Origin of the sequence: Yersinia enterocolitica, assembly GCA_002082245.2 — a bacterium.
GTDB classification, from domain to species: Bacteria; Pseudomonadota; Gammaproteobacteria; order Enterobacterales; family Enterobacteriaceae; genus Yersinia; species Yersinia enterocolitica_E.
Genome location: NBTC02000002.1, coordinates 1,733,494 through 1,759,760, shown reverse-complemented (window position 1 = coordinate 1,759,760; position 26,267 = coordinate 1,733,494). Strand labels below are relative to the sequence as shown.

The window sequence follows — 26,267 nt, the reverse complement described above, 5'->3', positions numbered from 1 at the left end:
GTTTATAGTGTGCCTGCATTTTAAATGCAGTATCTCGTTAGGCGAGGCTCCTATACAAACACAGGTTACTGATCTGACGACGTCCAGAGACGCCCAAGGTTAGGACAGGTTATATCGGATTAAGGTATAACCCAAAGTAACTTCTGAGAAATCAGATACGTTGTATAGTGCTAAAACTTAGACACGGAGATAGCCATTGAGCACTCTCTAATCTGGTTACGCCCCTATGTGAGGACTGTTTAGTTAATTTATAACAGTAATAGGGTCATTTATGAGTTCACATTTCGATTTAGCAATACCAAAGCAATCCAATCAAGGCGAGGATAAAGAGTCCACCTTAGGTGCCTATATGAGCGATACTTATATTACGGTATCGGCTGATATGTCAGTCACTGAGGCTAAAGCCTATTTCTTGCAGAATATCTCAGATAGTGAAATACCAACGCAATTGTTGGTAACAAATGGCAATCGGCATTTGGTCGGCTTACTCTCGGTTAAAAATCTACTGACGGAAGAACAGCCTGATATAAAAGTATTTCAAATTATCAATCAGAGTTATTTCTCGGTATCTCCAGAGCAGGATCGTCATGAGGCGGCAAGTTTACTGGCAAAAAGCGGCCTGGATATTGTTCCGGTATTAAGCCACGGAAAATTAGTGGGGGTATTACGGGCGAAAGATATTGCCGAATTGATCGAAGATGAAAATACTGAGGATGCCCAACGGCAAGGAGCCAGTTTGCCTCTCGACGAGCCTTACTTGCAAACTAGTCCGATAACATTATGGCGTAAACGCGTTATATGGTTATTACTGTTATTTGTGGCAGAAGCTTATACCGGAACAGTATTGAAAGCGTTTGAAGAGCAATTGGAAGCCGCTATCGCGCTGGCTTTCTTTATTCCATTACTGATTGGAACCGGTGGTAACAGTGGTACGCAAATTACCTCGACTCTGGTACGGGCCATGGCTTTGGGGGAGGTGAGTCTGCGCAATGTGGGGGCGGTATTGCGTAAAGAGGTCTCTACTTCTCTGATGGTGGCAACGACGATTGGGCTGGCGGCCTGGATCCGCGCTTGGTTCCTGGGCGTAGGGATGGAAGTCACCATTGTGGTGAGCTTAACTGTTGTTGCTATCACCGTGTGGAGTGCCATTGTCTCTTCTATTATTCCGATGGTATTAAAACGGATGTCAATTGATCCTGCGGTGGTCTCCGCACCTTTTATTGCTACCTTTATTGATGGTACCGGCCTGATTATTTACTTTGAAATCGCACAATTAGTGATGAGTGATTTGGTATAACAGGCTGACAATGAAAAGGCCGTGCGCGGCCTTTTCTGATAAATATCACTGCTATTTCTTCTTACGCCCGATAAACTTTGCAATACCCAATAGGAATACTGCACCAACAAGAATCAGCAATGCGTCAACCCAGAAGGTTAGTGATGCTAGATTTTCATCATGAATATCCGCTAAACCTGCCGCTATTAGAAATACACCAAAGAGAATACCAAAGATTGTTGTTCCCATATAAATACCTATGAATCAGTTTTATATCCGTCATACTTCAAGCTGCATTGGCTACGTTCAATCACCCGAATCACTTACTCATGTAAGCTCATCGGGGTTAATGAGCCTCACCCTGCGGGCAGCATAAATGCTGTTCAAATCGGTTTCCGACCGATTTGTCTCTCGCTTGCCGACTTCCTGCAACTCGAATTATTTAGGGTATATCTAAAAATTATGTTGGCAATTATAGGGTAATAATTAGTCTAGCAAGCGTTTTTTTTGTCATTATTGATAATCTGTTTAGATTTATAGCGCTAATCTTTCCGCCAATTAACGTCACATCCCGCGTAATTTAGCAAAATTGAATTATCCTGACCTAAATTGAGCCACGATGGCTGCTTGCTTATTTTATAAACAATCACTATCTTTCAAAATAATGCTCACAATAAGTCTTTGTTCCTTTCTTTGAAAAGTGTTTACCGGTGAGTAGCAATTAGGCAGCTTTAATCTTTGTAACAATCATTTGAAGAATGTGTGGTGCGCCGTGCATTACTGTAATTTATAATGCGCCAAACCAACCACAATCACTCCCGACAACCTATCTAAGCTGACGAACATGCATGTGAAAATCCGTTTTGCACTATTAAGTTTTTTGCTTTTATCTACCGGTATCAGTGTTGTTCCTTTAGCCTCTGCCAGTGGTGGGACGGCTGAAATTAAAGGGAAAACGCCCTTGGAACTGGCATCCGGCAGCGCGATGGTGGTTGATTTACAAACAAATAAAGTGATTTACGCTAACAATGCTGATGAAGTGGTACCCATTGCGTCAATCACCAAACTGATGACCGCAATGGTGGTGTTGGATGCCAAATTGCCACTGGATGAGATTATCTCAGTAGATATTCATCAAACTAAAGAAATGAAAGGGGTATTTTCTCGGGTTAGGGTAAACAGTGAAATCAGTCGCAAAGATATGCTGCTATTAGCATTAATGTCATCGGAAAACCGCGCTGCGGCGAGTCTGGCGCATCACTATCCCGGAGGCTATAACGCATTTATTAACGCAATGAATGCGAAAGCGAAATCTTTGGGAATGACCAAAACACGTTATGTTGAGCCAACAGGTCTGTCGATTGATAATGTCTCGACCGCGCATGATTTGACCAAGTTGCTGGTGGCGACCAAACAATACCCGCTGATTGGGCAACTAAGCACTACCACTGAGAAAATGGCAACTTTCCGTGACCCTGATTATACGCTGCCATTTCGTAACACTAACCATTTAGTTTATAACGATAAATGGAATATTCAGCTCACTAAAACCGGCTTTACGAATCAAGCTGGGCACTGTTTGGCAATGCGGACCGTCATTGGCAATCGTCCTGTAGCTCTTGTGGTGTTAGATGCCTTTGGTAAATATACGCATTTTGCCGATGCAAACCGCCTACGCAGTTGGATGGAAACCGGTAAAGCCGCGCCGATCCCTGGGGCTGCCAAAAGCTATCGTCAGCAAAAAGATGGGCAAGGGCGTTTAGCTCAGGTGTCGGAATAGGTAGAGAACACAGTCAGTAGATAGCAGAATTTGCAGACGGGCTGCAAATTCTGCTTAAAGCAATTGGCGGATATTTACATCTCTCTGATAATCATTAGAAAATCAATTTAAACACACCAGTAATCGTCAACAACCCGACAATAAAAATAATGGCGATAATCCACAGTATTATTTTCATTCTGTCTCCCAGACTTAGCATTAATACCGACTAACATTTGTTAGCCGCACCAACCTCGTTGGCTCTAGACTATGACTATAGTTTGTTTGGCAGAATTCAGGAGATAGAGGACTTGAATTCAGATAATGCCTAATTCGACTTGATATGGAGCCCAGTATCGGGGTGATATTATTCTTTCTGCCAGGATTTACGTTTTGAGGTTTTACCAATCCCAGGATTAAAGCTGTTGGTTGGGTCTATCTGTTGGTAAAAATCCTTTAAGGCAGGTTTGGCTATATAGAGATGCCCCACATTGTGCTCAGCCGGATATTCCGCCCCTTTGTCATTCAGCAGCGCCAGCATTTTTTGTTTTAATGCCTGAGTATCAACACCTTTTTTCACAATATAGTCCTGATGGAAGACATGGCACAAGAAATGGCCGTAATAGAGTTTGGCGACCAGGCATTGGTCTATTTCTGCCGGGAGGGTCTCAAACCATTGTTCTTCATTGCGCGGTAGCGCAATATCCAGAGCCAGAATATCCTCCACTTTATCAGCGTGAACAGCGTGATAGCGCACAGCAGCACCTGCTGCGGCAAAGCGGTGTAAAAAGGCTTTCTTGCCTTCATCAGCGGTACAGGTAATGAAGTTACCTTCCGCCGTCGCAAAAAAGTCCTTCAAAAACTGCTGTGCTTCAGGAATACCTGCACCTGACATTTTAAGCATCAAATGATGCTCATATTTACTCCGATATGTTTTGAGGCGTTTAGGTAAATGGTTGGGCAGTACCTGGCTGAAGCCTTGCATTATTCGATCAGTTAAATGGTCGATTAAAAAAGGAACTTTGCTAAGCCGTGCATCAATTTTGCCCTTTAGGGTAAAGAAACGAGGCATATTATTGGTACCCATGCTATTTATCATGACAAAGGTATCTTTGCCGTACACTTCAGCAATATCAAAAATATCGCGATGCATATATTCACCAGCGACGGGCAAATGTTTAAAGTCACGTAAAATTGCACGGCGTAATTCAGTCAATACCTGAGTCTGATTGGTGCCGATATAAAAGACTTGCTGTTGTTTTTCACTGGGAAAAGTGTCAAGCCGTACTGCAAATACGGCCAATTTACCGGCACATCCCGAGGCTTCAAATAATCGTCTTGGATCGGCATTGAAACGTGAAGGGGTTGGCGCATCAATATCTCTTACTCGCGTAGCATATTCGTGGTCGGAGGCTTGTTGTGTACCTTGTGCAATATCGCTGGCACGATATTTACCCCGTTCCAGCCGTTGCAAAATCTCTTCTGGCGTATTGCCTAAATTAATCCCTAAATGATTGATTAACTGTAACTCACCCTGAGCATCAATCTGTGCGTACAGTGCCATTTCGGTGTAGGCAGGGCCTCTTTGAACCAATGACCCACCTGAGTTATTACAAATGCCCCCCACCACCGAGGCACCGATGCAAGAGGACCCAATGACCGAATGGGGTTCACGATCATAAGGTTTCAGACGTATTTCCAATTGATTCAGCGTACTGCCAGGAAAACCAATAACCTGCTTTCCATCATTTAATAGCTGGATTTGATTGAGGCGCAAAGTATTTAATATAACAATGGGTCGATCATAATCATTACCACTGGGGGTTGAGCCTTCTGTCAGCCCGGTGTTCGCTGCCTGCATGATAACAATGGTATCGGCGGCCACACAGGCTTGTAGCAACTGCCATTGCTGTAATAACGTTGAAGGAAACACTACCGCAAGAGCAGATCCTGTTCCTGAGCGGAAACCCGTACGATAACGCTCTGTCTGCCGTTCGCCGGTTAGCAAGTAGCGCGCACCCACAATCTGCTGCAACTGGTTCAGCAAGGTTTGCCTTTTTTCATCATTGGATTGATTCATTGGTGCCGCTCCCTGTAATGGCATTGACTTTTGTTAGCATTCATCCACGTATCGGCTGATAGCAAACCGCTCTTCGGATGCCATGAAGTAAACATGAGGGAGGAAAGGGTTTCCTGATGAATCGTTTGCTTTGTGAGCTAGCTCTCGTTATTAGTGCTTAAATTGTCTTCAACCTTCATCATTCCCGCCGTTTAAACATTACTAACATTAATGATTTATAAGAAAACTATTCAGCGTATCAAGGCTAGGTTGAGTCATTGGGATATTGATAAGTATTTTGATCATTACGTGATGAGGTATAGGATCGAGTTTAATGATTACACTGATTAGTAAGGCATTTATGAGTGAGCATTTTATTGGTAAATATGAAGTTGAGTTAAAGTTCCATGTATCGAACATCAGCCAATTACATGAACAACTAGCATTACATCAAGCATTGCCATTTACCCTCAATAATCATGAAAAAGATATCTATCTGGAAGCCAACGGCGGTGATTTAGCGGCTAAACAGGTCAGTATGGTTTTACGTGAGATGAACCCGTCAGGTATTCGTTTATGGATAGTAAAAGGGCCGGGAACTGAACGCTGTGAGGCCAGCAATATTGAGGATATAACCAAGGTTCAAAGCATGCTGGCGACGTTAGGCTATCAGCCAGCATTTATGCTGGAAAAAATACGGAGTATCTACTTTATTGGGAAGTTTCATGTCACGGTTGATAGCTTGGCGGGTCTTGGCGATTTTGCCGAAATAGCCATCATGACTGATGATGCTACGGCCCTGGATAGCCTTAAAGTCGAATGCCAACAGTTAGCCGATAAATTAGGGCTATTGCCACAACAACAAGAAACTCAATCTTACCGGCAGCTATTAGGTTTTTAGTCCGATGGTGATGTCATGTCGGCCGTGTTGCATACCACGGCCAGACAGCGTTATTTCTTCATCAAAGACTTTAGGTTGGCGAATGGATTATGGGTAGCAACACCCTGATCATTCTGGGCATCATCCCCGGCAATCACAGTCGACCCATATTGGTCTGCTTCGGTGTATTTAGAGTGTTCATGATCATGACAAAAAAGGCATAACATCTCCCAATTGCTGCCATCTTCTGGGTTATTGCTATGATCATGGTCAATATGGTGAACCGTCAGCTCTCGCAGATTGGAATAAACAAACTCTCGTGAACATTTACCGCAAACCCACGGAAAAATTTTCAGTGCTTTCTCCCGATAGCCACTTTCCAGCCGGGTGTAATTCTTCGGTATATATGCCATGTGAACCCTCAATTCTGCGAGAAATAATGGTTTTATTTTAGCGTGAATTCAGGCTGTAGACTATCAACTATTGGTTATAGGTATTGAGGTGACAGTCTATAATTACGATCGGTCACTATAGGATCATATTGAATCGATTATAAAAAATAAGATTCAAATAATAATCGCATTCGGCGTATTTTTGAGACTTTTGCTGATGATTTAAAGGGATAAGACGTTTTACACTATGCCATGCTTTACACTATCAGTATTAAAGTTATTAGCATGAGATTATCTGTGTTCCGCTAATAGGCTTATTTTACAGCAGGCAATACAGTATGTTTCGCCTGAAACCCTTTGCCGATACAGTTGAGGCGATATGAAAGAATCTGAGGTACTGGCCGAAGTCAGTAATGAAAACCAGACATTGGTTGCTGTGGTGCAACAGGATAATCGGGTAGTTTACTTCTATATTTATCCGCAGGAGGCATTTGAAGAGCGTTTTCCCGTGCGTGCCTGCTGGGTGAGAAATCTGGTTGCTGCGCCACCATCGGCTGATAATACCGCCCTTGAACAAGGGTTGGCCCCACGATTAGCCGCAGAGTTCTGCCGTAATGTGGCGGGCGAGGCGGAGCTGGATGCGCAGTATATTACGATAGTCTGGTCTGAAAGTGACGACGGTGCGGCATTGTGGTATCAGGGACAACTGTTGGCAATTATTCCTGGCTGGAGCCTCTATATTGATCACTCAATTTGCTATTCCGCCAGTTGTATTAAAGATAATCCACTGACATTACCTCTGGGGTCAGCTTCAACCAATACACAATATGCCAATGCGCAACATACTCGTCAATTTTGGCGGGCCTGGCAACAGGAAGAGGGAAATCCGTGGCCTGCATTACAAGCTGAATATATTCAATATTATGAGCAGCACTTCGGTCCATCGGTAAAATATTATGCCATCGATCAGGGGACGTGGCCGCCAATGGCCATCTCCCAACATGAGAAAGAGGGAATATATTACTTTCTGACCGTGGGGGTCAGTATTCGTCCTCAGCCATGGGTTGAAATATTATTTAATGATGATGCAGCTAAATACCGGCGCTTGGAGATGGCGATTGCAATTGATAGCCAATATGTCAACGAAGACAACGCTATTCACATGGCCAGTGCGCTGGCAGGATTTGCCCACGTTCCCTGGAGTAAAATAACCTGGCTTGGCGAAGGGCATACACTGGAGTCGGCTGTCGCCCCTAAGGGTTATGAAGGCTATATTTTATCATCAGCGTTATATGCTGATGCAGACAATCTTACTCTACCTCTTCAACAAGGTGATCCGGTTAATATGTATTGGGTCAGCCCTGTGTTTACAAGCGAACGAGAGTTTGCGCATAGTGTGCCAAATGGTGGATATGATTTATTGAAAAAGCTACAACAGCAGGGAATTAATCATGTTTTCACCCCGCGACAGCCGGTTATTTGATTTGTATTTAACTTGGCTGGTCTGATTTGCAGATTTTGTTAATCGGGTCTTAACTTAATGATGTTAGCTGTTTTAAGACTGTCAGGTTAAGCCCGTTATGTTTACCTGAGACCTATGTTTAAGATTGAACGCAAAGCTGAAAGGCGGATCAACAACAGTGGGTAGTCAAATCAGTTATCAGCAAATATTAATTTTATGGAGGTGTTTATGGGCATACTATCTTGGATTATTTTTGGTCTTATCGCCGGTGTTTTGGCTAAATGGATTATGCCCGGAGAGGATGGCGGTGGCTTTATTATGACCGTAATCCTTGGCGTGGTCGGTGCCCTGGTGGGGGGCTATATTAGTGTCTTCTTTGGTATGGGCAAAGTTGATGGGTTTAATTTTGGCAGCTTTGTCGTGGCGGTTATCGGTTCACTGGTTGTGCTGTTTGTCTACCGTAAATTAAGAAGTTAGATACTCATCAATATCCTGTAATTGAGTAAAGTATAAGAAAGGTGGCTATTTTTTGTCACCTTTCTCTCATAAAACTTTCATCAAGATGCAATAGAATTATCCGTTAATAGCTCATGACGACAGGCAATCTGAGAGACATGTTATGGGCCAGGCATTACGTAAATTCACTGTGGCTGACTATCCGGCTGCGGTGCAAGAACCGCGTAAGAAGGTACTTGCCGTTAAGGGATTAGTTAAAGCGTACCAATCACAACACCGTGTGCTGGATGATATTAATTTTGAACTCCATGCAGGTGAGTTTGTTGCAATTATTGGCCGCTCTGGTGCCGGAAAATCAACATTGTTACATGTTTTAAATGGCACTATTCCCAGCAGTGCGGGCGAAATTATTAATTACCATGACAATGGCGATACGCAAAATATTGCAGCACTAACAACCAAGCAGATGCGTAAATGGCGCGCAAAATGCGGCATGATCTTCCAAGATTTCTGTTTGGTCCCCCGTCTTGATGTTATTACTAATGTTTTGTTAGGCCGCCTGAGTTACACCTCCACGTTTAAATCATTTTTCAAAATATTTGCTGATGAAGATCGGGCTAGAGCAATTGAGTTATTACAATGGCTTAATATGTTACCCCATGCGTTGCAGCGTGCAGAGAATCTCTCTGGCGGCCAAATGCAACGGGTGGCCATTTGCCGCGCCATGATGCAAAACCCCAAAATATTATTGGCTGATGAACCTGTCGCTTCTTTAGATCCAAAAAACACAACCCGCATTATGAATACATTACAGAAAATAAGTGAAAACGATATTGCTGTAATTGTGAACTTACACTCTGTTGATTTGGTGAAAGACTATTGCACCCGAGTGATTGGTATTGCCCACGGGCGGATTGTCTTTGATGGGCATCCTTCACTGTTAAATGATTCTATTATTCAAGATATTTACAGCGATGAATCCACTGAACTTTTGCATTAATCCCCACTTATCCCTTTATCAGAATAGGTTATTTTAATGAAAAAAGTACTTTGTCTTACCTCATTATTGGCAAGTTTTATGGTATTTAATGCTACAGCAGCGGATGCACCAAAAGAAATTAATCTGGGTATTCTTGGTGGGCAGAATGCGACACAACAAATTGGCGATAATATGTGTGTCAAAGAGTTTTTAGATAAAGAGTTAAATGTAAAAACAAACTTGCATAATGCATCAGACTATTCTGGCGTAATACAAGGCCTATTAGGTGGGAAGATTGACTTGGTATTAAGTATGTCTCCTTCCTCTTTTGCCTCTGTTTATATTAAAGATCCTAAAGCCGTTGATATTGTAGGTATTGCTATCGATGATACTGACAAATCACGCGGTTATCACTCTGTGGTTGTGGTGAAAGCGGATAGCCCTTATCAGAAAATTGAAGATTTGAAAGGTAAAGCGTTCGGTTTTGCTGACCCAGATTCAACCTCTGGTTTTTTAATCCCTAATCAAAGTTTTAAACAGAAATTTGGTGGAACACCGGATAATAAATATAACGACTTCTTCTCTAGCGTGACATTCTCTGGTGGTCATGAACAAGATATTCTGGGTGTCATTAACGGGCAATTCGCCGGTGCTGTCACCTGGGCTTCCATGATCGGTGACTATAACACCGGTTATACCAGTGGTGCATTTACGCGCATGATTCGTATGGATCACCCGGATTTAATGAAACAGATCCGTATCATCTGGCAGTCGCCACTGATCCCCAACGGCCCGATTCTTGTCCGCAGTGCATTACCGTCTGAATTTAAAGCGCAATTAGTCGCTGCGGTTAAAAAACTGGATAAAGAGGATCACGGTTGTTTCATTAAAGCGATGGGTGGCAAACAGCATATTGGTGAAACATCCCTCAGCGAGTATCAAACTATCATTGATATGAAGCGTGAATTAACCAAAGGTGATCGTTAATTCGGTCCGGCGGATAAAACGAAATAGCTCTGGCTTGCCGGAGCTATTGCTTTTAGGTGGTAGCTTATTTTGAATACTGATTTTAACCACTACTACCAGCAGATTCGCGGTAAACAAAAACGTGAAACGTTGATTTGGTCATTAACGCTGGCAATTATTTATCTGGGTGCTGGAAGTATTGCTGAGTTTAATTTACATACTGTTCTTATTTCCATCCCACATTTTTTTGATTATCTAGCCGAAACGATACCGGTACTCTATTGGCACAATTTATTTGCCGATGGTCACACGGAGGGGTCTCTGGCTTATTGGGGTTATCGGTTACCTATACAGTTACCGCTGATTTGGGAAACGCTGCAATTGGCGGTGGCAGCCACTATTTTATCCGTGGTGGTTGCGGTTATCCTGGCCTTCCTGGCTGCGAATAATACTCAAAGCCCGCCTTGGTTACGGTTATCTATTCGAACTTTTGTGGCATTTTTACGCACCATGCCGGAATTGGCATGGGCAGTGATGTTTGTTATGGCTTTTGGTATCGGGGCAATTCCCGGTTTTCTGGCACTGGCATTACATACGATTGGCAGTTTGACTAAGTTGTTTTATGAATCGCTTGAAACGGTATCTGATAAACCGGTGCGTGGGCTGGCGGCCTGTGGTGCGGGTAAATTACAACGAATGCGTTTTGCGCTGTGGCCACAGGTAAAACCGATATTTCTCTCTTATAGCTTTATGCGTCTGGAGATTAATTTCCGCCAATCGACCATTCTAGGACTGGTTGGTGCTGGTGGGATTGGGCAGGAACTGATGACGTCAATAAAATTGGACCGTTATGATCAGGTGAGCATGACATTGCTGCTGATTATTATTGTGGTATCGCTGTTGGATTATACCTCGGGTAAATTACGTCAGCACGTTGTGGAAGGAGCTTCATAATGTTGGCTCATCATTTAACACCGTCACAGATATTGACTTTAAAACAGCAATATCCGCAATTTTTCTTACAGCAAAAACGGTATATCAGGTTAGTTACCGCCATTACTGTCGGTATTTTTTTATATTATCTATTTTTCTTTAAAGTCTTTGGTATCCCTTGGCAGACATTTGCTAATGGAAGCCAGCAAATAAGCCGCTATTTTTTGCGTATGTTTGTTTGGCATGATTTCATTAATTGGCCATTTAAATACTATTTCAGTCAGATATTTATTACCTTGGCAATTGTATTCGCAGGGACTTTAACCGCGACGGTGCTGGCTTTGCCGCTATCATTTTTAGCCGCACGCAACGTAATGTCGACACCGGGATTACGTATTATTTCCTTTATAATTCGGCGCTTTTTGGATGTTTTTCGTGGCATTGATATGGCAATTTGGGGACTGATTTTTGTTCGTGCCGTTGGTATGGGGCCGCTTGCCGGGGTGTTAGCTATTATTATGCAAGATATAGGGTTATTGGGTAAACTCTATGCTGAAGGGCATGAAGCTGTTGATAAATCGCCTAATCGCGGCTTGACCGCCATGGGGGCTAATGCTTTGCAAAAACACCGTTTTGGTATTTTTACTCAGTCCTTCCCAACACTGTTAGCGCTAAGCCTTTATCAAATTGAGTCAAATACGCGTTCTGCCGCAGTATTAGGTTTTGTGGGGGCGGGAGGTATTGGCTTGGTTTATGCCGAGAATATGCGTCTATGGAACTGGGATGTTGTGATGTTTATTACCTTAATAATGGTTGTGGTAGTTATGATTATGGATAAAATATCTGCCACATTACGTAGAAAATACATTTCCGGTGAGGATATCGCCCTTTATCAATCCAGCTATAACAGTAAGATGAATAGCTGATCTTTAATAAAGTAGAAAGATGAAAGGAATATTAATTTATCTTAGCCCTTCAAATTTCATTATTATTGAGTTTTATGTATTCTACCGGAATGCATACTTTTCTCATTAATCAGATTTGCATTGAGAAAATCAACGTAAATCTATACAATACTGCCCGCTAGACGTGAAAGAAGCCTTTTGTTTTTCTTGCGATATTCGCCCACGTCTACTCTAAATAATAGGAATAGGGCAGTAATATGATGAACAACGATGTGCTCCGTAGTGTTCGCTACATGCTTAACGTAAACGATATCAAGATAGCAGAAATCATTAAGCTGGCTGATTTTGAAGTGAACAATGCGGATGTCGTTAATTTTCTTAAAAAAGAAGATGAGGCCGGTTATCAAGATTGCCCTGATCTGGTAATGGCACATTTCCTTAATGGTTTGATCTTCTTTAGACGTGGTAAAGATGACAAGTTCCCGGCCCCAGCGGTAGAGCCAGTCATTACCAACAATATTGTATTGAAAAAACTACGTGTGGCATTTGAGTTGAAAGATACCGATATGCACGATGTTTTTAATGCGGTTGAATTCCCAGTATCTAAACCTGAGCTAAATGCACTGTTCCGCAAAGAGGGCAGCAAAAACTTCCGCCCATGTGGTGATCAGGCTTTGCGTTATTTTCTGAAAGGTTTGACGCTACGTATACGTGGCCCTAAAAAGTAAGATTGATCATATCGATATAACTATCTGATATAGATTATTAATAACAAAACAGGAGTGGCAATTTGGCACTCCTGTTTTTCGTTAAAATTAAGCTACACTCTTCTCACCAATCTCTGAATTAACACCATTCTGTTTTTTAATTACCTGCCCACATACTTCCTCTCATTGTTGCACTATCTGTGCCCGTGCGTTGTGCATTATTGGTGCAGACAATTAGGCCGTTTATCCGGTTATTTGGTAACGTTATCTATAATCTTCAATTAAATTATTAAGATATAAAACTGGCATGGCGATTGCGCAGAGTAATCCGATCTTGTGTGTTTTACTCAACGACCAGAGGTTAACGCTATGCAACATCGTAACTTGATTAAGGTTTTTGCTCTTTCAGCTTCAGTTATCAGTATGGGTGTGGCTTTTGGCACGCTGGCTGCCGACACCATCAAAGTGGGTATCTTGCACTCGTTGTCCGGCACGATGGCTATCTCTGAAACACCATTGAAAGATATGGCTTTGATGAGTATTGATGATATCAATGCTCATGGTGGTGTATTGGGTAAACAACTGGAGCCGGTTATTGTCGATCCGGCCTCTAACTGGCCACTCTTTGCCGAGAAAGCGCGGCAATTATTAACACAAGATAAAGTCGCCGTCGTATTTGGTGCCTGGACGTCGGTTTCACGTAAGTCTGTCTTACCGGTATTTGAAGAGTTAAATGGTCTACTGTTCTATCCGGTACAGTATGAGGGGGAAGAGATGTCGCCCAACGTCTTCTATACCGGTGCGGCACCAAACCAACAGGCTATCCCTGCTGTGGAATACTTATTAAGTGAAGATGGGGGTGGTGCAAAACGCTTTATTTTGTTAGGGACGGATTATGTCTACCCGCGCACTACCAACAAAATCCTACGTGCCTTCCTGCATACCAAAGGTATTCAGGATAAAGATATCGAAGAGATTTATACCCCGTTTGGTTACAGCGATTACCAAACTATTGTGGGTAATATTAAGAAATTCTCTGCCGATGGCAAAACCGCCGTTATTTCCACCATCAACGGCGATTCAAATGTTCCCTTCTACAAAGAATTGGCCAACCAAGGTATCAAAGCGACTGATGTGCCTGTCATTGCGTTCTCTGTGGGGGAAGAGGAACTACGTGGCATTGATACCAAACCACTGGTGGGGAATCTGGCGGCCTGGAACTACTTCCAATCGGTGGATAATCCGACGAACAAGACGTTTGTTGAACAATGGAAAGCCTATGCCAAAGCGCATAAGTTGCCGAATGCAGATACTGCTGTCACCAATGATCCGATGGAAGCTACTTGGGTAGGTATGCACATGTGGGCCCAGGCAGTAGAAAAAGCCAAATCAACCGATGTGGATAAGGTTCGTGCTGCGATGGCCGGACAAACCTATCCAGCACCATCAGGATTTACGCTGACAATGGATAAAACTAATCACCATCTGCACAAACCGGTGATGATTGGCGAAATTGAGGCTAACGGACAATTCAACGTGGTATGGCAAACCGATGCGCCAATTCGTGCTCAGCCATGGAGCCCGTTCATCGCCGGAAATGACAAGAAACCGGATCATCCAGTGAAAAGCACTCAGTAGCGATGACTCTCCAGGGCCAGATTTTGCGGGCTCTGGATCTTTTTTGCCATATATCAGTGATGAGCGGGCCTATGAAATTGTTAATTCCTGTTTGGAGTAGAGCAGTCAATCTTTTGCTCAGGCCGCTGATAGGCCTGTTACTGAGCTTTTCAGCCTTGGCAACAGCAGGGCCAGCCCATGATTTTGCTGTGGCTAATCGTTCACAGCAAGCCGCTATGTTGCAGCAATGGGCGACCGAACCGGATGCTAGCCGATTACCCTTATTGCAGGCACTGAAACAAGAAACGTTGGTGGTCGATAGCACAGGGCAGGCATTCATCCAGCATAATCAGAGTTTCACCCCGCTGGAAGGGCAGTTACAACCTGTCGGTACACCAAAGAAAATCTGGCTCAATAACCGCTTACGTATTCTGATTGCTAATGCACTGACGGCTCAACGGCTGGCAAGTGAAGACGAATCAGTGCGCTTGCAAGCGGCACTAGAGCTACAGCAGCAAGCGCAAAGTGATCAATTACCGTTACTTAATCAGCGTCTTAAATTGGAAACAGACAGTAAAGTCAAAGAAGCGCTAAGTATTGCTTTGGCTAATTTACAACTGACCGATAGTAACCCTTTGGTGCGCCTGAATGCTGTGCAATTGCTCGGACAATCAGGTTCGCCACAAACCCAATCTCGTTTGCAAAGCTTAACCGATGCTAAAACCGAGCCTGATGCACAAGTGCGTGCCGCGGCAGCCAGTAGTTTGAAACAGGTACAAAATCGGTTGATGGTCGGGGATATTATTGGGCAAGTATTCAGCGGGTTATCACTAGGCTCTATCTTGTTGCTAGCAGCTCTTGGGTTAGCCATCACTTACGGCCTATTGGGTGTTATCAATATGGCCCATGGTGAAATGCTGATGTTGGGAGCCTATTCAGCTTACTTGGTGCAATCACTGTTTCAGCAATTAGCTCCGCATTGGCTAGCCCTCTATCCGTTGGTCGCCTTGCCGGTCGCGTTCTTTATTACGGCTGGAATCGGCATGGCTTTGGAACGAACGGTAATTCGGCATCTTTATGGCCGCCCGCTGGAAACGCTGTTGGCAACCTGGGGAATTAGTCTAATGCTGATTCAGAGCGTGCGTATGATTTTTGGCGCGCAAAACTTGGAAGTCGCTAACCCTGCGTGGCTGTCTGGCGGGGTACAGATTTTGCCAAATCTGGTTTTGCCATGGAATCGTATCGCCGTTATCGCCTTTGTGATCATTGTTCTGTTACTCACTTGGCTGTTGCTAAATAAAACCCGCCTCGGTCTACAGGTACGGGCAGTGACGCAAAATCGCGCCATGGCTGCTTGCTGTGGGGTGGCAACCGGCAGGGTTGATATGCTGGCTTTTGGCCTGGGTTCGGGTATTGCCGGATTAGGAGGGGTTGCCCTGTCACAACTGGGAAATGTTGGTCCGGAATTAGGGCAGGGCTACATCATCGATTCCTTCCTGGTTGTTGTGCTTGGTGGTGTCGGACAACTGGCTGGCAGTGTTGTTGCAGCACTGGGGTTAGGCATGCTGAATAAAATTTTGGAACCGCAGATTGGCGCAGTATTAGGTAAGATTTTGATTTTAGTGCTAATCATATTATTTATTCAAAAACGGCCGCAGGGTCTGTTTGCCCTCAAGGGCAGGGTGAGTGATTAATGAATCAACCTTTAGCTATAACCTTGACGCAAAAAGCACCTGTTATCAGCTTATCATTGGGGGCTGTAGTTGTTACTGCACTGATTATTTTGCCTTTTTTAGCACTGCTGCCGGCTGATAATCCCCTCGCAATATCAACCTATACCTTAACGCTTATCGGTAAGATTCTATGCTATGCAGTAGTGGCTATCGCACTTGATCTGGTATGGGGATATGCCGGTTTACTGTCTCTTGGCCATGGCCTATTTTTCGCACTTGGTGGTTATGCCATGGGCATGTATCTGATGCGTCAGGCGGCTGGTGATGGCCTGCCTGCATTCATGTCTTTTCTATCCTGGTCTGAGTTGCCGTGGTTTTGGAGTGGTAGCCAATATTTTATTTGGGCATTGTGCCTGATCGTCTTGGTTCCCGGTTTACTGGCTTTTATTTTTGGATATTTCGCCTTTCGTTCCAAAATAAAGGGCGTCTATTTCTCTATCATGACGCAGGCGCTGACTTACGCGGGGATGTTACTGTTTTTCCGTAACGAAACGGGCTTTGGCGGTAACAACGGTTTCACCGGATTTACCACTATGCTGGGCTTCCCGGTATCGGCAACCTCTACCCGTATTGCCCTGTTTCTGGCCTCACTCGCTTTGTTAATCGCCAGTTTGGTATTGGGCTTTGCATTGGCCCGCACCAAGTTTGGGCGAGTGTTGACCGCCGTGCGTGATGCTGAAAATCGCCTGACATTTTGTGGCTATGATCCGAAAGGTTTCAAGCTGTTTGTCTGGACATTATCAGCCGTACTCTGTGCTCTGGCGGGAGCGTTGTATGTACCTCAGGTTGGTATCATCAATCCAAGTGAAATGTCGCCAACCAACTCTATTGAAGCTGCTATCTGGGTAGCACTTGGGGGGCGCGGGACATTAATTGGCCCGGTATTAGGGGCTGGCATTGTCAATGGCGCAAAAAGCTGGTTCACCATGGCAATGCCAGAATATTGGCAGTTCTTCCTCGGATTGATATTTATTTTGGTTACGTTGTTCTTACCTAAGGGTGTTATCGGGTTACTGCGGCGGGGGAAAGACAAATGAGCCGGTTTCAAATTACGGAACAACTGATTTATCCCGAGATAATTGCTCAGGAACCCGGTGCGTTAGAGCATGCGGCCGACAAGCATCGCCAGCAACGGGATCCGGTGTTAACCCTCGAAAATATTAATGTTAGTTTTGATGGCTTTCATGCTTTGCGTGATCTCTCATTGCAAATAGGTGTTGGCGAGCTGCGTTGCATTATTGGCCCGAATGGTGCGGGTAAAACCACGCTGATGGATGTGATAACCGGTAAAACACGTCCCCAGGCCGGTAAGATGACCTATGACCAACACCGTGATCTCTCAATGATGAATACGATAGAGATTGCTCAAGCAGGGATTGGCCGGAAATTCCAAAAACCGACGGTATTTGAAGCGCTAAGTGTGTTTGAAAATCTTGAATTGGCACAAAAAAGCACCAAAACGGTCTGGGCCAGTCTGCGCGCCAAGTTGAACAGTGAGCAGCGGGATCAAATTGATGAAACCCTTACTATGTTGCGCCTTAGTGAGATGCGACAGCGGCAGGCAGGCTTGTTATCTCATGGTCAAAAGCAGTTTCTTGAAATTGGGATGTTATTGGTGCAAGACCCGCATTTGCTACTGTTGGATGAGCCAGCCGCTGGGATGACCGATGCCGAGACCGCCTATACCGCCGAGTTGTTTAATCAATTAGCCGGGAAGCATTCACTGATGGTCGTGGAGCACGATATGGGGTTCGTCGAGTCTATTGCTGATCATGTCACGGTGTTGCATCAGGGCCAGGTGTTGGCCGAGGGGTCATTGGCAGAGGTGCAGGCCAACGAGCAAGTGATCGAGGTATATTTGGGGCGCTGAGCCGTTCTGACTCGGTGTTGCTTCCCCCCTCATTTGGGTTGACCAAACTTCGGGGGATTGCGCCTTGATTCATAGCGGCTGCGCCACTGTGACTCGGTATTGCTTCCCCCCTCATTTGGGTTGACCAAACTTCGGGGGATTGCGCCTTGATTCATAGCGGCTGCGCCACTGTGACTCGGTATTGCTTCCCCCCTCATTTGGGTTGACCAAACTTCGGGGGATTGCGCCTTGATTCATAGCGGCTGCGCCACTGTGACTCGGTATTGCTTCCCCCCTCATTTGGGTTGACCAAACTTCGGGGATTGCGCCTTGATTCATAGCGGCTGATCGGCGTTGTTTCTCCTGCCATATCATGTGATCGGGTTTTGGTGACTAACAGTTAACTGGATATTTAAGGTCAATATATGCTGCAAGTGAATGAACTTGATCAATATTACGGTGGCAGCCATATCTTGCGTGGTTTGTCATTCGAGGCTGCGATAGGTGAGGTTACTTGCTTATTGGGCCGTAATGGCGTTGGTAAAACGACATTACTCAAATGCTTGATGGGACTGGTGCCGGTCAAAAACGGTAGCATTACATGGGAAGGTAAAAATATTAGCCATCAGTCACCACACCAACGGGTGAAAGGAGGCATTGCTTATGTGCCACAAGGTAGAGAAATTTTCCCCAGATTAACGGTTGAGGAGAACATTCTATTGGGGCTTTCTCGTTTTCCCGGCGCCCAGAGCAAGTTAGTACCTGAAAGTATTTATCAGTTATTCCCAGTGTTACAAGAAATGAAACATCGCCGTGGTGGGGATCTATCTGGTGGGCAGCAGCAGCAGTTGGCGATTGGGCGCGCATTGGCTTGCCAGCCTCGTTTGCTCATTTTGGATGAGCCAACTGAGGGAATTCAACCTTCGGTTATCAAAGAGATAGGTATAGTTATCAAAAAACTGGCTGTTCAAGGGGATATGGCTATCTTGTTGGTTGAGCAGTTTTATGATTTTGCCGCAGAGCTGGCGGATAACTATTTAGTGATGTCCCGTGGCAAAATTATCCAGCGTGGCCACGGCACTGATATGGAGTTAGACGGTGTCCGTGGCCTGGTTGCTATCTGACAGGCTCTTATGGGAGGCGGGTATCCTCGATGGGCAGTGAATCGAATGCCCCCCATTGCGCCCAAGAACCATCATAGAGTGATACTGATGGTGCGTTTAATGCCGCCAGCCCCAAAGCTACCACTGCGGCTGTTACGCCAGAACCACAGCTGGTAATAATGGGCTTGGTTAAATCCACGCCTTGAGCGGCAAAAATACGTGCCAGTGCTTGTGGCGATTTCAAATTACCATTTTCTACCATGCTCCCCCACGGGACATTAATACTGCCGGGGATACGGCCAAGGCGCAGACCAAGCCGAGGCTCAGGCTCTTGGGCTTTAAATCTGTTGGCTGGCCGAGCATCTATAATTTGTACTTCACTATTTCCCAGTACGGCGACAACCTCATCAACGTTTTTGACCGCAGCACTATTGAAAGCCACATTGAACACTTGCGGGGTTGATTTTGCCTGGCCGCTTTCTAATGCATAACCCGCTTGCCGCCATCCGTTGATACCACCGGCCAATATACGCACATTTTTGGCACCAAAAGTACGGAACGTCCACCAAACGCGTGGTGCGGAAAACAGGTTACCGTCGTCATAAATCACTAAAGTATGTTGCTCACTTACCCCTAATTGACCAACCCTCTCACTGAATTCCTGTGGCGATGGCAGCATATGTGGCAATTCAGTACTGTGGTCTGCAATTTCATCAATATCAAAGTAAACGGCTCCCGGGATATGCCCTTGCTCGAACTCAGCCTGAATGTCTCTTTTAGGTATCAATCCCGGCGGTGACATTCTGGCATCCAGAATAACGATATCGGCATCATTAGCATGTTCTGCCAGCCATTGTGCTGTAACCAGAAAAGGTGAGTTCATAGCAAGTTACCTGTCAACATTATAAAGGAGCGATGGGATTTATCGCTTCATCTTGATGCCCACTATATAACGAAATTACGCTATTGAAACCCCGACTTGCTCATGATGCGTGACGCTTCGCATTTATTGAAATTTATTATTCAATAAATTACATAATGAAAATATATAATTAATTAATTGAATTTGGAATTCAATCTGTGAACTACATTCTGATAGAAGTATCCTGCTTGTGTAAGCTTTCATTAGCTTGACCCTTTTCTTCGTAGCGCCTCGCAAAAATAACTTTTAATTTCATATTGACTTGATAGTGAAATTTTAATTTCGTATAACCAGTGGCAAGTAAAGCTACCTTATCGGGGCTTTAATTTATAAACAGGTAAGGGGAATAAAATGAAAAAAGTTCGAATTGGCCTTATTGGTACTGGTTATATCGGCCGTTGCCACGCCATTGCTTACGCGCAGGTTGCGACTGTTTTTCCACTCAAGGGTCAGCCAGTATTAGAGATGTTGGCAGAAGTGACTCCTGAATTGGCTCAAAAACGTGCTGCAGAATTTGGTTTTTCCCGATCTACCTCCCATTGGCGCGAACTGGTTGCCGATCCTGATATTGATGTGGTGGATATTTGTGCACCAAATTTCTTGCATAAGGAGATGGCTCTAGCAGCAATTAGCCACGGCAAACATGTTTATTCAGAAAAGCCACTGGCGCTGAGTGCTGCCGATGCTAAAGAAATGGTCGATGCTGCACGTGCAAAAGGGGTAAAAACGTTGGTGGGTTTCAATTATATGAAAAATCCAACGAGTCAGTTAGCGCGAGAAATTATTGCAAACGGTGAGATTGGTGAGGTCGTGCATTTTTATGGTACTCATAATGAAGATTATCTGGCTGATCCACTCACACCTTTGGACTGGCATTGTACCAAGGCGCAGGCAGGTCTGGGGGCCTTGGGGGATTTAGCCGCACACATTGTTAATATGGCTCATTATCTGGTCGGCGATATCACCCGTGTCTGTGGCGATATGCAAACTATCATCAGACGGCGCCCTGACCCGAAAGATCCCTCATCGCTTCTTGCGGTGGAGAATGAAGATCAAGCCAGTGCATTGGTGCATTTTAGCAATGGTGCTATGGGGACCATAGAAACTTCACGGATTGCTTGTGGCCGTAAAATGGGGCTGACATATGTAATCACCGGCACTAAAGGTGCGATCAGTTATTCTCAAGAACGCATGGCGGAATTACAGCTCTATCGCCATGATGATCCACAGGCCAGACAAGGGTTTAAAACATTACTTATAGGGCCACAGCATCCAGACTATGCGGCTTTTTGTGTCAGTGCAGGACATGGTATTGGATTTAACGATCAAAAAACGGTTGAGATCCGCGATTTGATTAACGGCATTGCTGCCGATGACCGTATGTGGCCGGATTTTGAAGAAGGTTGGAAAGTATCGAAAGTATTGGATGCTATTGCCGTTTCTGCCGAGGAACGATGCTGGGTAAATGTCTTAACAGATTGACCATTCTGCTACAGCTAACATTTTTAATTTCTACAATGTCAATGCGAAGAGAGGTTATCTAATTCTCAGATTTACATAGCACCTTAAGTTAGTTAGTGGTGAGCATCATTTAGCTGATACTGGCCCGAATTAGGCCATGTATGAGTTTTAAATATGCCCACTGCTGACACTAAACGTAATAATCACGCGACAACTACTGCTCATTATCTTAGTGAGCAGCAACGGGCAAAGGTAAAGCAGTTGTCCCGTTCTTGGCTATGGCGTCTGGAGATCCCTACTTGGATATTGATCGGTGTCATTTACACTGGGTGGTTTGTTGGTGTTATTCATTGGCAGCAATTAGGGCCAGTGATGGGAAGTGTTCTGCTGATCTTGTTGAGTGCGTGGTATATGTCTTTGCAACATGAGTTGATTCACGGCCATCCAACCCGTTGGCGGAGGGTAAATCAGCTATTTGGAACTTTGCCACTGGCGGTATGGTACCCCTATGGCCTTTATCGTGATTCTCATATTCAACATCACCGCGATGAGGATTTGACTCACCCAGAAAAAGATCCAGAGTGCTATTACTACACGGCAACACAATGGCAATACTTCCACATATTACTCAAAGGTATTATACGTGCGAGTAACACCTTTGTGGGGCGGCTAGCCCTCGGGCCATCACTAGACATCATTAATACTCTTCGCAGCGCAGCCCGGGCTTTTATTTCCGGCGATCGCTCGGCCATATTCATGTGGCTGATTCATTTAGGGCTACTTTACGGGTTACTTCACTGGATGGCAGGCTATGGTATTTCTGCCGTTTTCTACCTACTGGCGATTAGCTATCCGGCACTTAGTCTGACTAAAGTAAGATCTTTTTTTGAACATCGTGCAGCGCCAGAGAGTTCGGCGCGCTCAGCCTTGAATGAAGCTGCATGGCCATGGCGTCTGTTATTTCTAAACCTCAATTACCACTTGGTGCATCATGATTTGCCAGCCTTACCTTGGTACGGGTTACGCCAGATTTATCTGGAAAACCGCGTTCAATATCAGCAGCGCAGCGGGCAATTTGTCGTGAACGGCTATACTCAATGGTTTGACGCATTTGCTTTTACTGCGTTGGAAATAGAAGTACACCCATTTTACGATTGCGAGAATAAAACTGTTGCGGCAGAAGAGCGGTATGGTGTGATTAAAAGTAGTAGCCAGCATTCTGAATCAACCTAAATCAGCCCGCTGAGGTTAAAACGGCTATGGATTCAGGTGAATAAATTCTTAGCGATCTCTTCTGTTATTTGAAAATTGCTGTTGTTATATACAGTATTTGATGTAATCTTAACTGAAAATTTTGCTGTTACAACACAGCTTAAATACTTAGCTATCAAACTGTTACGTATTATAGATACAAACCTACAAGCCTAATGTAACGCTAATAATATATTTAATATCAATTGGTTATTTGGTTTGTTTTGGACTAAATCTAATATGGTTACTCATCTGTTAAAGATGTCTTGGCCGCACACCCTGTAAACATTCAGCTACTACAAGTATGCAAGAATGAACGTTAACTCACCCTTGAGCACATGAGAGGTAAGCATGGCAATGACCCTAACCCGTGGCCGGATTTTTGCATTGGCGGCAATGGTGCTAACGGCATCAACCGGTATATCACAGGCCGCAGATACTGTCCGAGTTGGCTCAAAAATTGATACTGAAGGTTCATTGCTGGGCAATATTATTGTGCAGGTACTGGATGCTAACGGGATAAAAACCACCAATAAATCACAATTGGGCACCACCAAAGTAGTGCGTGGTGCTATCACTGCGGGTGAGATTGATATTTACCCTGAATATACCGGTAATGGGGCTTTTTTCTTCTCGGATGAAAAAGATCCCGCTTGGAAAAATGCGAAAGCAGGCTATGAAAAAGTCAAAGCGTTAGATTACGAGAAGAACAAACTGGTGTGGCTCTCACCTGCTCCAGCGAACAATACATGGACCATTGCAGTACGCCAGGATTTAGCCCAAGCGAATAACTTGAAAACGCTGGAGGATTTGGGGAAATGGATTAATGCTGGTGGTAAATTCAAATTAGCGGCCTCCGCCGAGTTTATTGAACGGCCAGATGCCTTGCCTGCTTTCCAGCAAGCTTACGGCTTTAAATTGAATCAAGACCAATTGTTATCATTAGCCGGTGGTGACACTGCGGTGACGATTAAAGCTGCGGCAGAACAGACCTCTGGTGTTAATGCTGCCATGGCGTATGGCACTGATGGCCCGGTTGCTGCTTTAGGCTTACAAACACTCGAAGACACTAAGGGTGTGCAACCTATTTATGCGCCGACGCCGATCATTCGTGAGGCCACACTGAAAGCGCATCCAACGATACCTGCTTTACTCAATCCTGTATTTGCTACCCTTGATGGGCCGACGCTACAAAAACTGAATGCCCGCATTGCGGTTGAAGGTCAGGATGCGAAAAAAGTGGCAGCTAATTATCTGAAAGAGAAAGGGTTTGTTAAAGGATAGTGGTGGGTGTCAGAGATGGCGCTGTAGGCATCTGATTTATAGCGCTATCAAAGAAACAGGTCACTCGTTATTACAACAAAGGTTACCTGTCATGGAGATGGATTTTTATGGCTGTCAAAAACCGGGTCCTGCTAGTACTGGCTATTTTATTGGTTTTATCAGGTGCTGGGCTGTCTTTTGTGAGCCATGCACCTAACCGATTGATTTCCGGGCAAGGGATCTCGTTGTTATCGCTGATAAGTGGATCAAATGGGGCAGTGCTAATTCCTATTCTGATCCTGCTTATTTTTGCGTTCTTAAAACAAAATATCGTGCTGTATTGGCTAACAGTATTATTTGCCGAGTTGCTGCTTTTGGGTTTGTTGTTATTGGCTGGCACGACCGCCATACAGCTTGCCGGAGGTGGCGAGAGTCTGGCACGTACCTCATTAGGTGGAGGGTTCTGGCTGATGAGTGGGATGAGTCTATTGATTGCCGTCGATAGCTTATCTCGTGCCATTGTTAACCCTGTGTGGCGCAGTGTGGCTAATGTCTTACTGCTTCTGCCGGTAGTGATATTGCTCATGATGGGGCAGTTGGATCAACTATCGTTAATGAAAGAGTACGTTAACCGGCAAGACGTATTTAATGATGCGCTATGGCAACATCTTCAGATTTTACTCGCAACATTGATACCCGCCACCCTTTTGGGGGTCCCACTCGGCTTACTCTGTTTTCGTTCTCGTCATTTTCAAAGCACCATTTTTTCGACATTGAATATTATTCAAACCATTCCATCTATTGCCTTATTTGGCCTGCTAATTGCACCTTTAGCGGGGCTGGCTGCGGCTCTTCCCTGGTTGGCAGAGCATGGTGTCAGCGGTATCGGCCTGGCCCCGGCTATTGTCGCGTTAGTGCTTTATGCATTGTTGCCATTAGTGCGTAATGTGGTCGCAGGGCTAGAGTCGGTGCCTGACAGTGTTGTCGAGTCGGCCCGAGGTATGGGGATGACTCGCAGCCAGTTGTTCTTTCAGGTGCAAATACCTATTGCGATGCCACTTATTTTATCCGGTATCCGCATTGTCGCGGTACAAACAGTAGGGCTGGCTGTCGTGGCTGCATTGATTGGTGCGGGTGGGTTAGGAGCGATTGTGTTCCAAGGTTTGCTTAGCAGCGCATTGGATCTCGTGCTGCTTGGCGTTATCCCCGTGATTGTGATGGCGGTTGTGGTTGATTCGCTGTTTAAATTTATGGTTATTTTTATGGATACTTCACGTCGATGATTCATTTCCATCAGGTAAGTAAATATTTTGTCGGTAAACGAGCGGTCGATAATCTGACGTTGCAGATAGCCAAGGGTGAGTTTACTGTACTCATCGGTACCTCTGGCTCCGGTAAATCGACCACACTAAAAATGATTAACCGCCTTATTGAACATGATGAGGGGGAGATTCATTTTGCTGGTGAAGAAATTCGTAACTATAAACCTGAAGATATTCGGCGGCGGATGGGATATGCCATCCAATCGATAGGTTTATTTCCACACTGGACGGTGGAGCGCAATATTGCCACTGTGCCACAGTTGTTGAAATGGCCCCAGGACCGTATTCGCCAACGCGTCATTGAATTACTTGAGCTACTGCATCTGGAACCAGAACAATTTCTCCACCGCTATCCTCATCAATTGTCTGGTGGGCAGCAACAGCGTGTCGGTGTCGCTCGTGCCTTGGCAGCAGATCCTGAAGTCTTATTGATGGATGAGCCCTTTGGCGCGTTAGACCCGGTGACGCGCTCGGCACTCCAGTTTGAAATTACCCGTATTCATCAATTATCGGGTCGGACTATCGTGCTGGTGACTCATGATATTGATGAGGCGTTGAGTCTGGCTGATCGCATAGTTCTGATGGATGAAGGCCGAGTCATTCAGCAGGGAACGCCTCTTGAAATGCTAACTCAACCCGCCAATGATTTTGTTCGTGATTTCTTTGGTCGCAGTGATCTCGGAATTAAGCTGTTATCACTGGGGTGGGCTGAACAACGGGTCAGGCGCGGTGAAACGTTGATAGGGCCGCCGATTCTCGGTACTACCAGCCTGCGCGAGGCGCTTTCCCTGTTTGTGTCTCGTCAGACCGATAAACTGCCGGTGGCTGATGAATATGGGCAATCACTAGGTGTGCTTTATTTTGCTGATTTGGTGGCAGATAAGGGGAGCGTGTGAAACCTGATACCGCTCATACCCGTGATACGGCCCATACTTATAAGCCAACAAAGAAAGCGTTTAAATGGGTAGTGTC

Annotated in this window: 25 protein-coding genes and 1 pseudogene; 21 read left to right on the top strand and 5 right to left on the bottom strand. The window is 44.9% G+C overall.

From position 1 onward, the window contains the following. Positions 1–271: 271 nt before the first annotated feature. Positions 272–1,297, top strand: coding sequence for a magnesium transporter (gene mgtE, locus A6J66_009480; GenBank protein ID PNM24399.1), 1,026 nt, complete (start codon positions 272–274; stop codon positions 1,295–1,297). Positions 1,298–1,348: 51 nt separating this feature from the next. On the opposite strand, the gene A6J66_009475 is transcribed toward mgtE, so the two are convergent. Further along, a complete protein-coding gene (locus tag A6J66_009475; GenBank protein PNM24398.1) occupies positions 1,349–1,525 on the bottom strand; it encodes a hypothetical protein in 177 nt (58 codons plus the stop codon). A gap of 10 nt (positions 1,526–1,535) precedes the next feature. Here A6J66_009475 and A6J66_009470 point away from each other — a divergent pair. Then, positions 1,536–1,730 (top strand): annotated as a pseudogene (locus A6J66_009470) (hypothetical protein). A 390-nt stretch (positions 1,731–2,120) separates the two neighbouring features. Further along, positions 2,121–3,056: a D-alanyl-D-alanine endopeptidase gene (locus tag A6J66_009465; GenBank protein ID PNM24397.1), complete on the top strand. Its 936-nt coding sequence runs from the start codon at positions 2,121–2,123 to the stop codon at positions 3,054–3,056. A 346-nt stretch (positions 3,057–3,402) separates the two neighbouring features. Here the strand turns inward: A6J66_009465 and A6J66_009460 are convergent, their stop codons facing one another. Then, positions 3,403–5,115 carry a D-lactate dehydrogenase gene (locus tag A6J66_009460; GenBank protein ID PNM24396.1) on the bottom strand — a complete coding sequence of 571 codons (1,713 nt, stop codon included), beginning with the start codon at positions 5,113–5,115 and terminating at the stop codon, positions 3,403–3,405. Positions 5,116–5,455: 340 nt separating this feature from the next. On the opposite strand from A6J66_009460, the gene A6J66_009455 reads away from it, so the two are divergent. After that, the gene (locus A6J66_009455; GenBank protein PNM26964.1) at positions 5,456–5,995 is read left to right on the top strand and encodes a CYTH domain-containing protein; all 540 of its coding nucleotides are present in this window, start codon (positions 5,456–5,458) and stop codon (positions 5,993–5,995) included. A 50-nt stretch (positions 5,996–6,045) separates the two neighbouring features. Here A6J66_009455 and A6J66_009450 read toward each other — a convergent pair whose 3' ends face one another. Continuing rightward, positions 6,046–6,387, bottom strand: coding sequence for an HNH endonuclease (locus tag A6J66_009450; GenBank protein ID PNM24395.1), 342 nt, complete (start codon positions 6,385–6,387; stop codon positions 6,046–6,048). 358 nt (positions 6,388–6,745) lie between these two features. Here A6J66_009450 and A6J66_009445 point away from each other — a divergent pair, with 358 nt between their 5' ends. The 11 genes from A6J66_009445 to urtD all read left to right on the top strand — a co-directional run bounded on the left by A6J66_009445 (position 6,746) and on the right by urtD (position 17,994). Next, positions 6,746–7,849 carry a Suppressor of fused protein (SUFU) gene (locus A6J66_009445; protein ID PNM24394.1) on the top strand — a complete coding sequence of 368 codons (1,104 nt, stop codon included), beginning with the start codon at positions 6,746–6,748 and terminating at the stop codon, positions 7,847–7,849. A 207-nt stretch (positions 7,850–8,056) separates the two neighbouring features. Beyond that, positions 8,057–8,305, top strand: a complete 249-nt coding sequence (locus A6J66_009440; GenBank protein PNM24393.1) for a GlsB/YeaQ/YmgE family stress response membrane protein — start codon at positions 8,057–8,059, stop codon at positions 8,303–8,305. Between the two features lie 142 nt (positions 8,306–8,447). Further along, on the top strand, positions 8,448–9,284 hold the full coding sequence (gene phnC, locus A6J66_009435; GenBank protein ID PNM24392.1) for a phosphonate ABC transporter ATP-binding protein: 837 nt from the start codon (positions 8,448–8,450) through the stop codon (positions 9,282–9,284). Between the two features lie 36 nt (positions 9,285–9,320). Next, positions 9,321–10,250, top strand: a complete 930-nt coding sequence (gene phnD, locus A6J66_009430; GenBank protein ID PNM24391.1) for a phosphonate ABC transporter substrate-binding protein — start codon at positions 9,321–9,323, stop codon at positions 10,248–10,250. A gap of 129 nt (positions 10,251–10,379) precedes the next feature. Continuing rightward, positions 10,380–11,183, top strand: a complete 804-nt coding sequence (gene phnE, locus A6J66_009425; protein PNM26963.1) for a phosphonate ABC transporter, permease protein PhnE — start codon at positions 10,380–10,382, stop codon at positions 11,181–11,183. Next, positions 11,183–12,088: a phosphonate ABC transporter, permease protein PhnE gene (gene phnE / locus A6J66_009420; GenBank protein ID PNM24390.1), complete on the top strand. Its 906-nt coding sequence runs from the start codon at positions 11,183–11,185 to the stop codon at positions 12,086–12,088. The genes phnE (A6J66_009425) and phnE (A6J66_009420) overlap by 1 nt, the downstream gene beginning before the upstream one ends. A 236-nt stretch (positions 12,089–12,324) precedes the next feature. After that, positions 12,325–12,795: a DUF1456 domain-containing protein gene (locus A6J66_009415; protein ID PNM24389.1), complete on the top strand. Its 471-nt coding sequence runs from the start codon at positions 12,325–12,327 to the stop codon at positions 12,793–12,795. 348 nt (positions 12,796–13,143) lie between these two features. After that, entirely contained in the window at positions 13,144–14,412 is a 1,269-nt protein-coding gene (gene urtA / locus A6J66_009410) for an urea ABC transporter substrate-binding protein (protein PNM24388.1), read from the top strand. A 71-nt stretch (positions 14,413–14,483) separates the two neighbouring features. Further along, positions 14,484–16,085: an urea ABC transporter permease subunit UrtB gene (urtB, locus tag A6J66_009405; protein PNM26962.1), complete on the top strand. Its 1,602-nt coding sequence runs from the start codon at positions 14,484–14,486 to the stop codon at positions 16,083–16,085. Beyond that, positions 16,085–17,161, top strand: coding sequence for an urea ABC transporter permease subunit UrtC (gene urtC / locus A6J66_009400; GenBank protein PNM24387.1), 1,077 nt, complete (start codon positions 16,085–16,087; stop codon positions 17,159–17,161). Before urtB ends, urtC begins: the two co-directional genes overlap by 1 nt. Continuing rightward, complete coding sequence (gene urtD / locus A6J66_009395) at positions 17,158–17,994, top strand: urea ABC transporter ATP-binding protein UrtD (GenBank protein PNM24386.1); 837 nt, start codon at positions 17,158–17,160, stop codon at positions 17,992–17,994. Before urtC ends, urtD begins: the two co-directional genes overlap by 4 nt. Before the next feature lie 111 nt (positions 17,995–18,105). On the opposite strand, the gene A6J66_009390 is transcribed toward urtD, so the two are convergent. Beyond that, the gene (locus A6J66_009390) at positions 18,106–18,312 is read right to left on the bottom strand and encodes a hypothetical protein (GenBank protein PNM24385.1); all 207 of its coding nucleotides are present in this window, start codon (positions 18,310–18,312) and stop codon (positions 18,106–18,108) included. Between the two features lie 86 nt (positions 18,313–18,398). On the opposite strand from A6J66_009390, the gene urtE reads away from it, so the two are divergent. Next, on the top strand, positions 18,399–19,097 hold the full coding sequence (urtE, locus tag A6J66_009385) for an urea ABC transporter ATP-binding subunit UrtE (protein PNM24384.1): 699 nt from the start codon (positions 18,399–18,401) through the stop codon (positions 19,095–19,097). Between the two features lie 7 nt (positions 19,098–19,104). Here the strand turns inward: urtE and A6J66_009380 are convergent, their stop codons facing one another. Next, positions 19,105–19,959 carry a 3-mercaptopyruvate sulfurtransferase gene (locus A6J66_009380; GenBank protein ID PNM24383.1) on the bottom strand — a complete coding sequence of 285 codons (855 nt, stop codon included), beginning with the start codon at positions 19,957–19,959 and terminating at the stop codon, positions 19,105–19,107. A 390-nt stretch (positions 19,960–20,349) separates the two neighbouring features. On the opposite strand from A6J66_009380, the gene A6J66_009375 reads away from it, so the two are divergent. The 5 genes from A6J66_009375 (at position 20,350) to A6J66_009355 (ending at position 26,191) form a co-directional block, all read left to right on the top strand. Continuing rightward, entirely contained in the window at positions 20,350–21,480 is a 1,131-nt protein-coding gene (locus A6J66_009375) for a gfo/Idh/MocA family oxidoreductase (protein PNM24382.1), read from the top strand. Positions 21,481–21,633: 153 nt separating this feature from the next. Continuing rightward, a complete protein-coding gene (locus A6J66_009370; GenBank protein PNM24381.1) occupies positions 21,634–22,692 on the top strand; it encodes a fatty acid desaturase in 1,059 nt (352 codons plus the stop codon). A gap of 369 nt (positions 22,693–23,061) precedes the next feature. Beyond that, positions 23,062–23,994: an ABC transporter substrate-binding protein gene (locus tag A6J66_009365; GenBank protein ID PNM24380.1), complete on the top strand. Its 933-nt coding sequence runs from the start codon at positions 23,062–23,064 to the stop codon at positions 23,992–23,994. Positions 23,995–24,101: 107 nt separating this feature from the next. Continuing rightward, entirely contained in the window at positions 24,102–25,256 is a 1,155-nt protein-coding gene (locus A6J66_009360) for an ABC transporter permease (protein PNM24379.1), read from the top strand. Continuing rightward, the gene (locus A6J66_009355) at positions 25,253–26,191 is read left to right on the top strand and encodes an ABC transporter ATP-binding protein (GenBank protein ID PNM24378.1); all 939 of its coding nucleotides are present in this window, start codon (positions 25,253–25,255) and stop codon (positions 26,189–26,191) included. Before A6J66_009360 ends, A6J66_009355 begins: the two co-directional genes overlap by 4 nt. The last annotated feature ends 76 nt before the right edge of the window (positions 26,192–26,267 follow it).

What these genes read in the sequence shown, in the direction of transcription:
- mgtE (PNM24399.1), top strand. Translation starts at nt 272, where the DNA reads ATGAGTTCACATTTCGATTTAGCAATACCAAAGCAATCCAATCAAGGC.
- A6J66_009475 (PNM24398.1), bottom strand. Translation starts at nt 1,525, where the DNA reads ATGGGAACAACAATCTTTGGTATTCTCTTTGGTGTATTTCTAATAGCG.
- A6J66_009465 (PNM24397.1), top strand. Translation starts at nt 2,121, where the DNA reads ATGCATGTGAAAATCCGTTTTGCACTATTAAGTTTTTTGCTTTTATCT.
- A6J66_009460 (PNM24396.1), bottom strand. Translation starts at nt 5,115, where the DNA reads ATGAATCAATCCAATGATGAAAAAAGGCAAACCTTGCTGAACCAGTTG.
- A6J66_009455 (PNM26964.1), top strand. Translation starts at nt 5,456, where the DNA reads ATGAGTGAGCATTTTATTGGTAAATATGAAGTTGAGTTAAAGTTCCAT.
- A6J66_009450 (PNM24395.1), bottom strand. Translation starts at nt 6,387, where the DNA reads ATGGCATATATACCGAAGAATTACACCCGGCTGGAAAGTGGCTATCGG.
- A6J66_009445 (PNM24394.1), top strand. Translation starts at nt 6,746, where the DNA reads ATGAAAGAATCTGAGGTACTGGCCGAAGTCAGTAATGAAAACCAGACA.
- A6J66_009440 (PNM24393.1), top strand. Translation starts at nt 8,057, where the DNA reads ATGGGCATACTATCTTGGATTATTTTTGGTCTTATCGCCGGTGTTTTG.
- phnC (PNM24392.1), top strand. Translation starts at nt 8,448, where the DNA reads ATGGGCCAGGCATTACGTAAATTCACTGTGGCTGACTATCCGGCTGCG.
- phnD (PNM24391.1), top strand. Translation starts at nt 9,321, where the DNA reads ATGAAAAAAGTACTTTGTCTTACCTCATTATTGGCAAGTTTTATGGTA.
- phnE (PNM24390.1), top strand. Translation starts at nt 11,183, where the DNA reads ATGTTGGCTCATCATTTAACACCGTCACAGATATTGACTTTAAAACAG.
- A6J66_009415 (PNM24389.1), top strand. Translation starts at nt 12,325, where the DNA reads ATGATGAACAACGATGTGCTCCGTAGTGTTCGCTACATGCTTAACGTA.
- urtA (PNM24388.1), top strand. Translation starts at nt 13,144, where the DNA reads ATGCAACATCGTAACTTGATTAAGGTTTTTGCTCTTTCAGCTTCAGTT.
- urtB (PNM26962.1), top strand. Translation starts at nt 14,484, where the DNA reads ATGAAATTGTTAATTCCTGTTTGGAGTAGAGCAGTCAATCTTTTGCTC.
- urtC (PNM24387.1), top strand. Translation starts at nt 16,085, where the DNA reads ATGAATCAACCTTTAGCTATAACCTTGACGCAAAAAGCACCTGTTATC.
- urtD (PNM24386.1), top strand. Translation starts at nt 17,158, where the DNA reads ATGAGCCGGTTTCAAATTACGGAACAACTGATTTATCCCGAGATAATT.
- A6J66_009390 (PNM24385.1), bottom strand. Translation starts at nt 18,312, where the DNA reads ATGAATCAAGGCGCAATCCCCGAAGTTTGGTCAACCCAAATGAGGGGG.
- urtE (PNM24384.1), top strand. Translation starts at nt 18,399, where the DNA reads ATGCTGCAAGTGAATGAACTTGATCAATATTACGGTGGCAGCCATATC.
- A6J66_009380 (PNM24383.1), bottom strand. Translation starts at nt 19,959, where the DNA reads ATGAACTCACCTTTTCTGGTTACAGCACAATGGCTGGCAGAACATGCT.
- A6J66_009375 (PNM24382.1), top strand. Translation starts at nt 20,350, where the DNA reads ATGAAAAAAGTTCGAATTGGCCTTATTGGTACTGGTTATATCGGCCGT.
- A6J66_009370 (PNM24381.1), top strand. Translation starts at nt 21,634, where the DNA reads ATGCCCACTGCTGACACTAAACGTAATAATCACGCGACAACTACTGCT.
- A6J66_009365 (PNM24380.1), top strand. Translation starts at nt 23,062, where the DNA reads ATGGCAATGACCCTAACCCGTGGCCGGATTTTTGCATTGGCGGCAATG.
- A6J66_009360 (PNM24379.1), top strand. Translation starts at nt 24,102, where the DNA reads ATGGCTGTCAAAAACCGGGTCCTGCTAGTACTGGCTATTTTATTGGTT.
- A6J66_009355 (PNM24378.1), top strand. Translation starts at nt 25,253, where the DNA reads ATGATTCATTTCCATCAGGTAAGTAAATATTTTGTCGGTAAACGAGCG.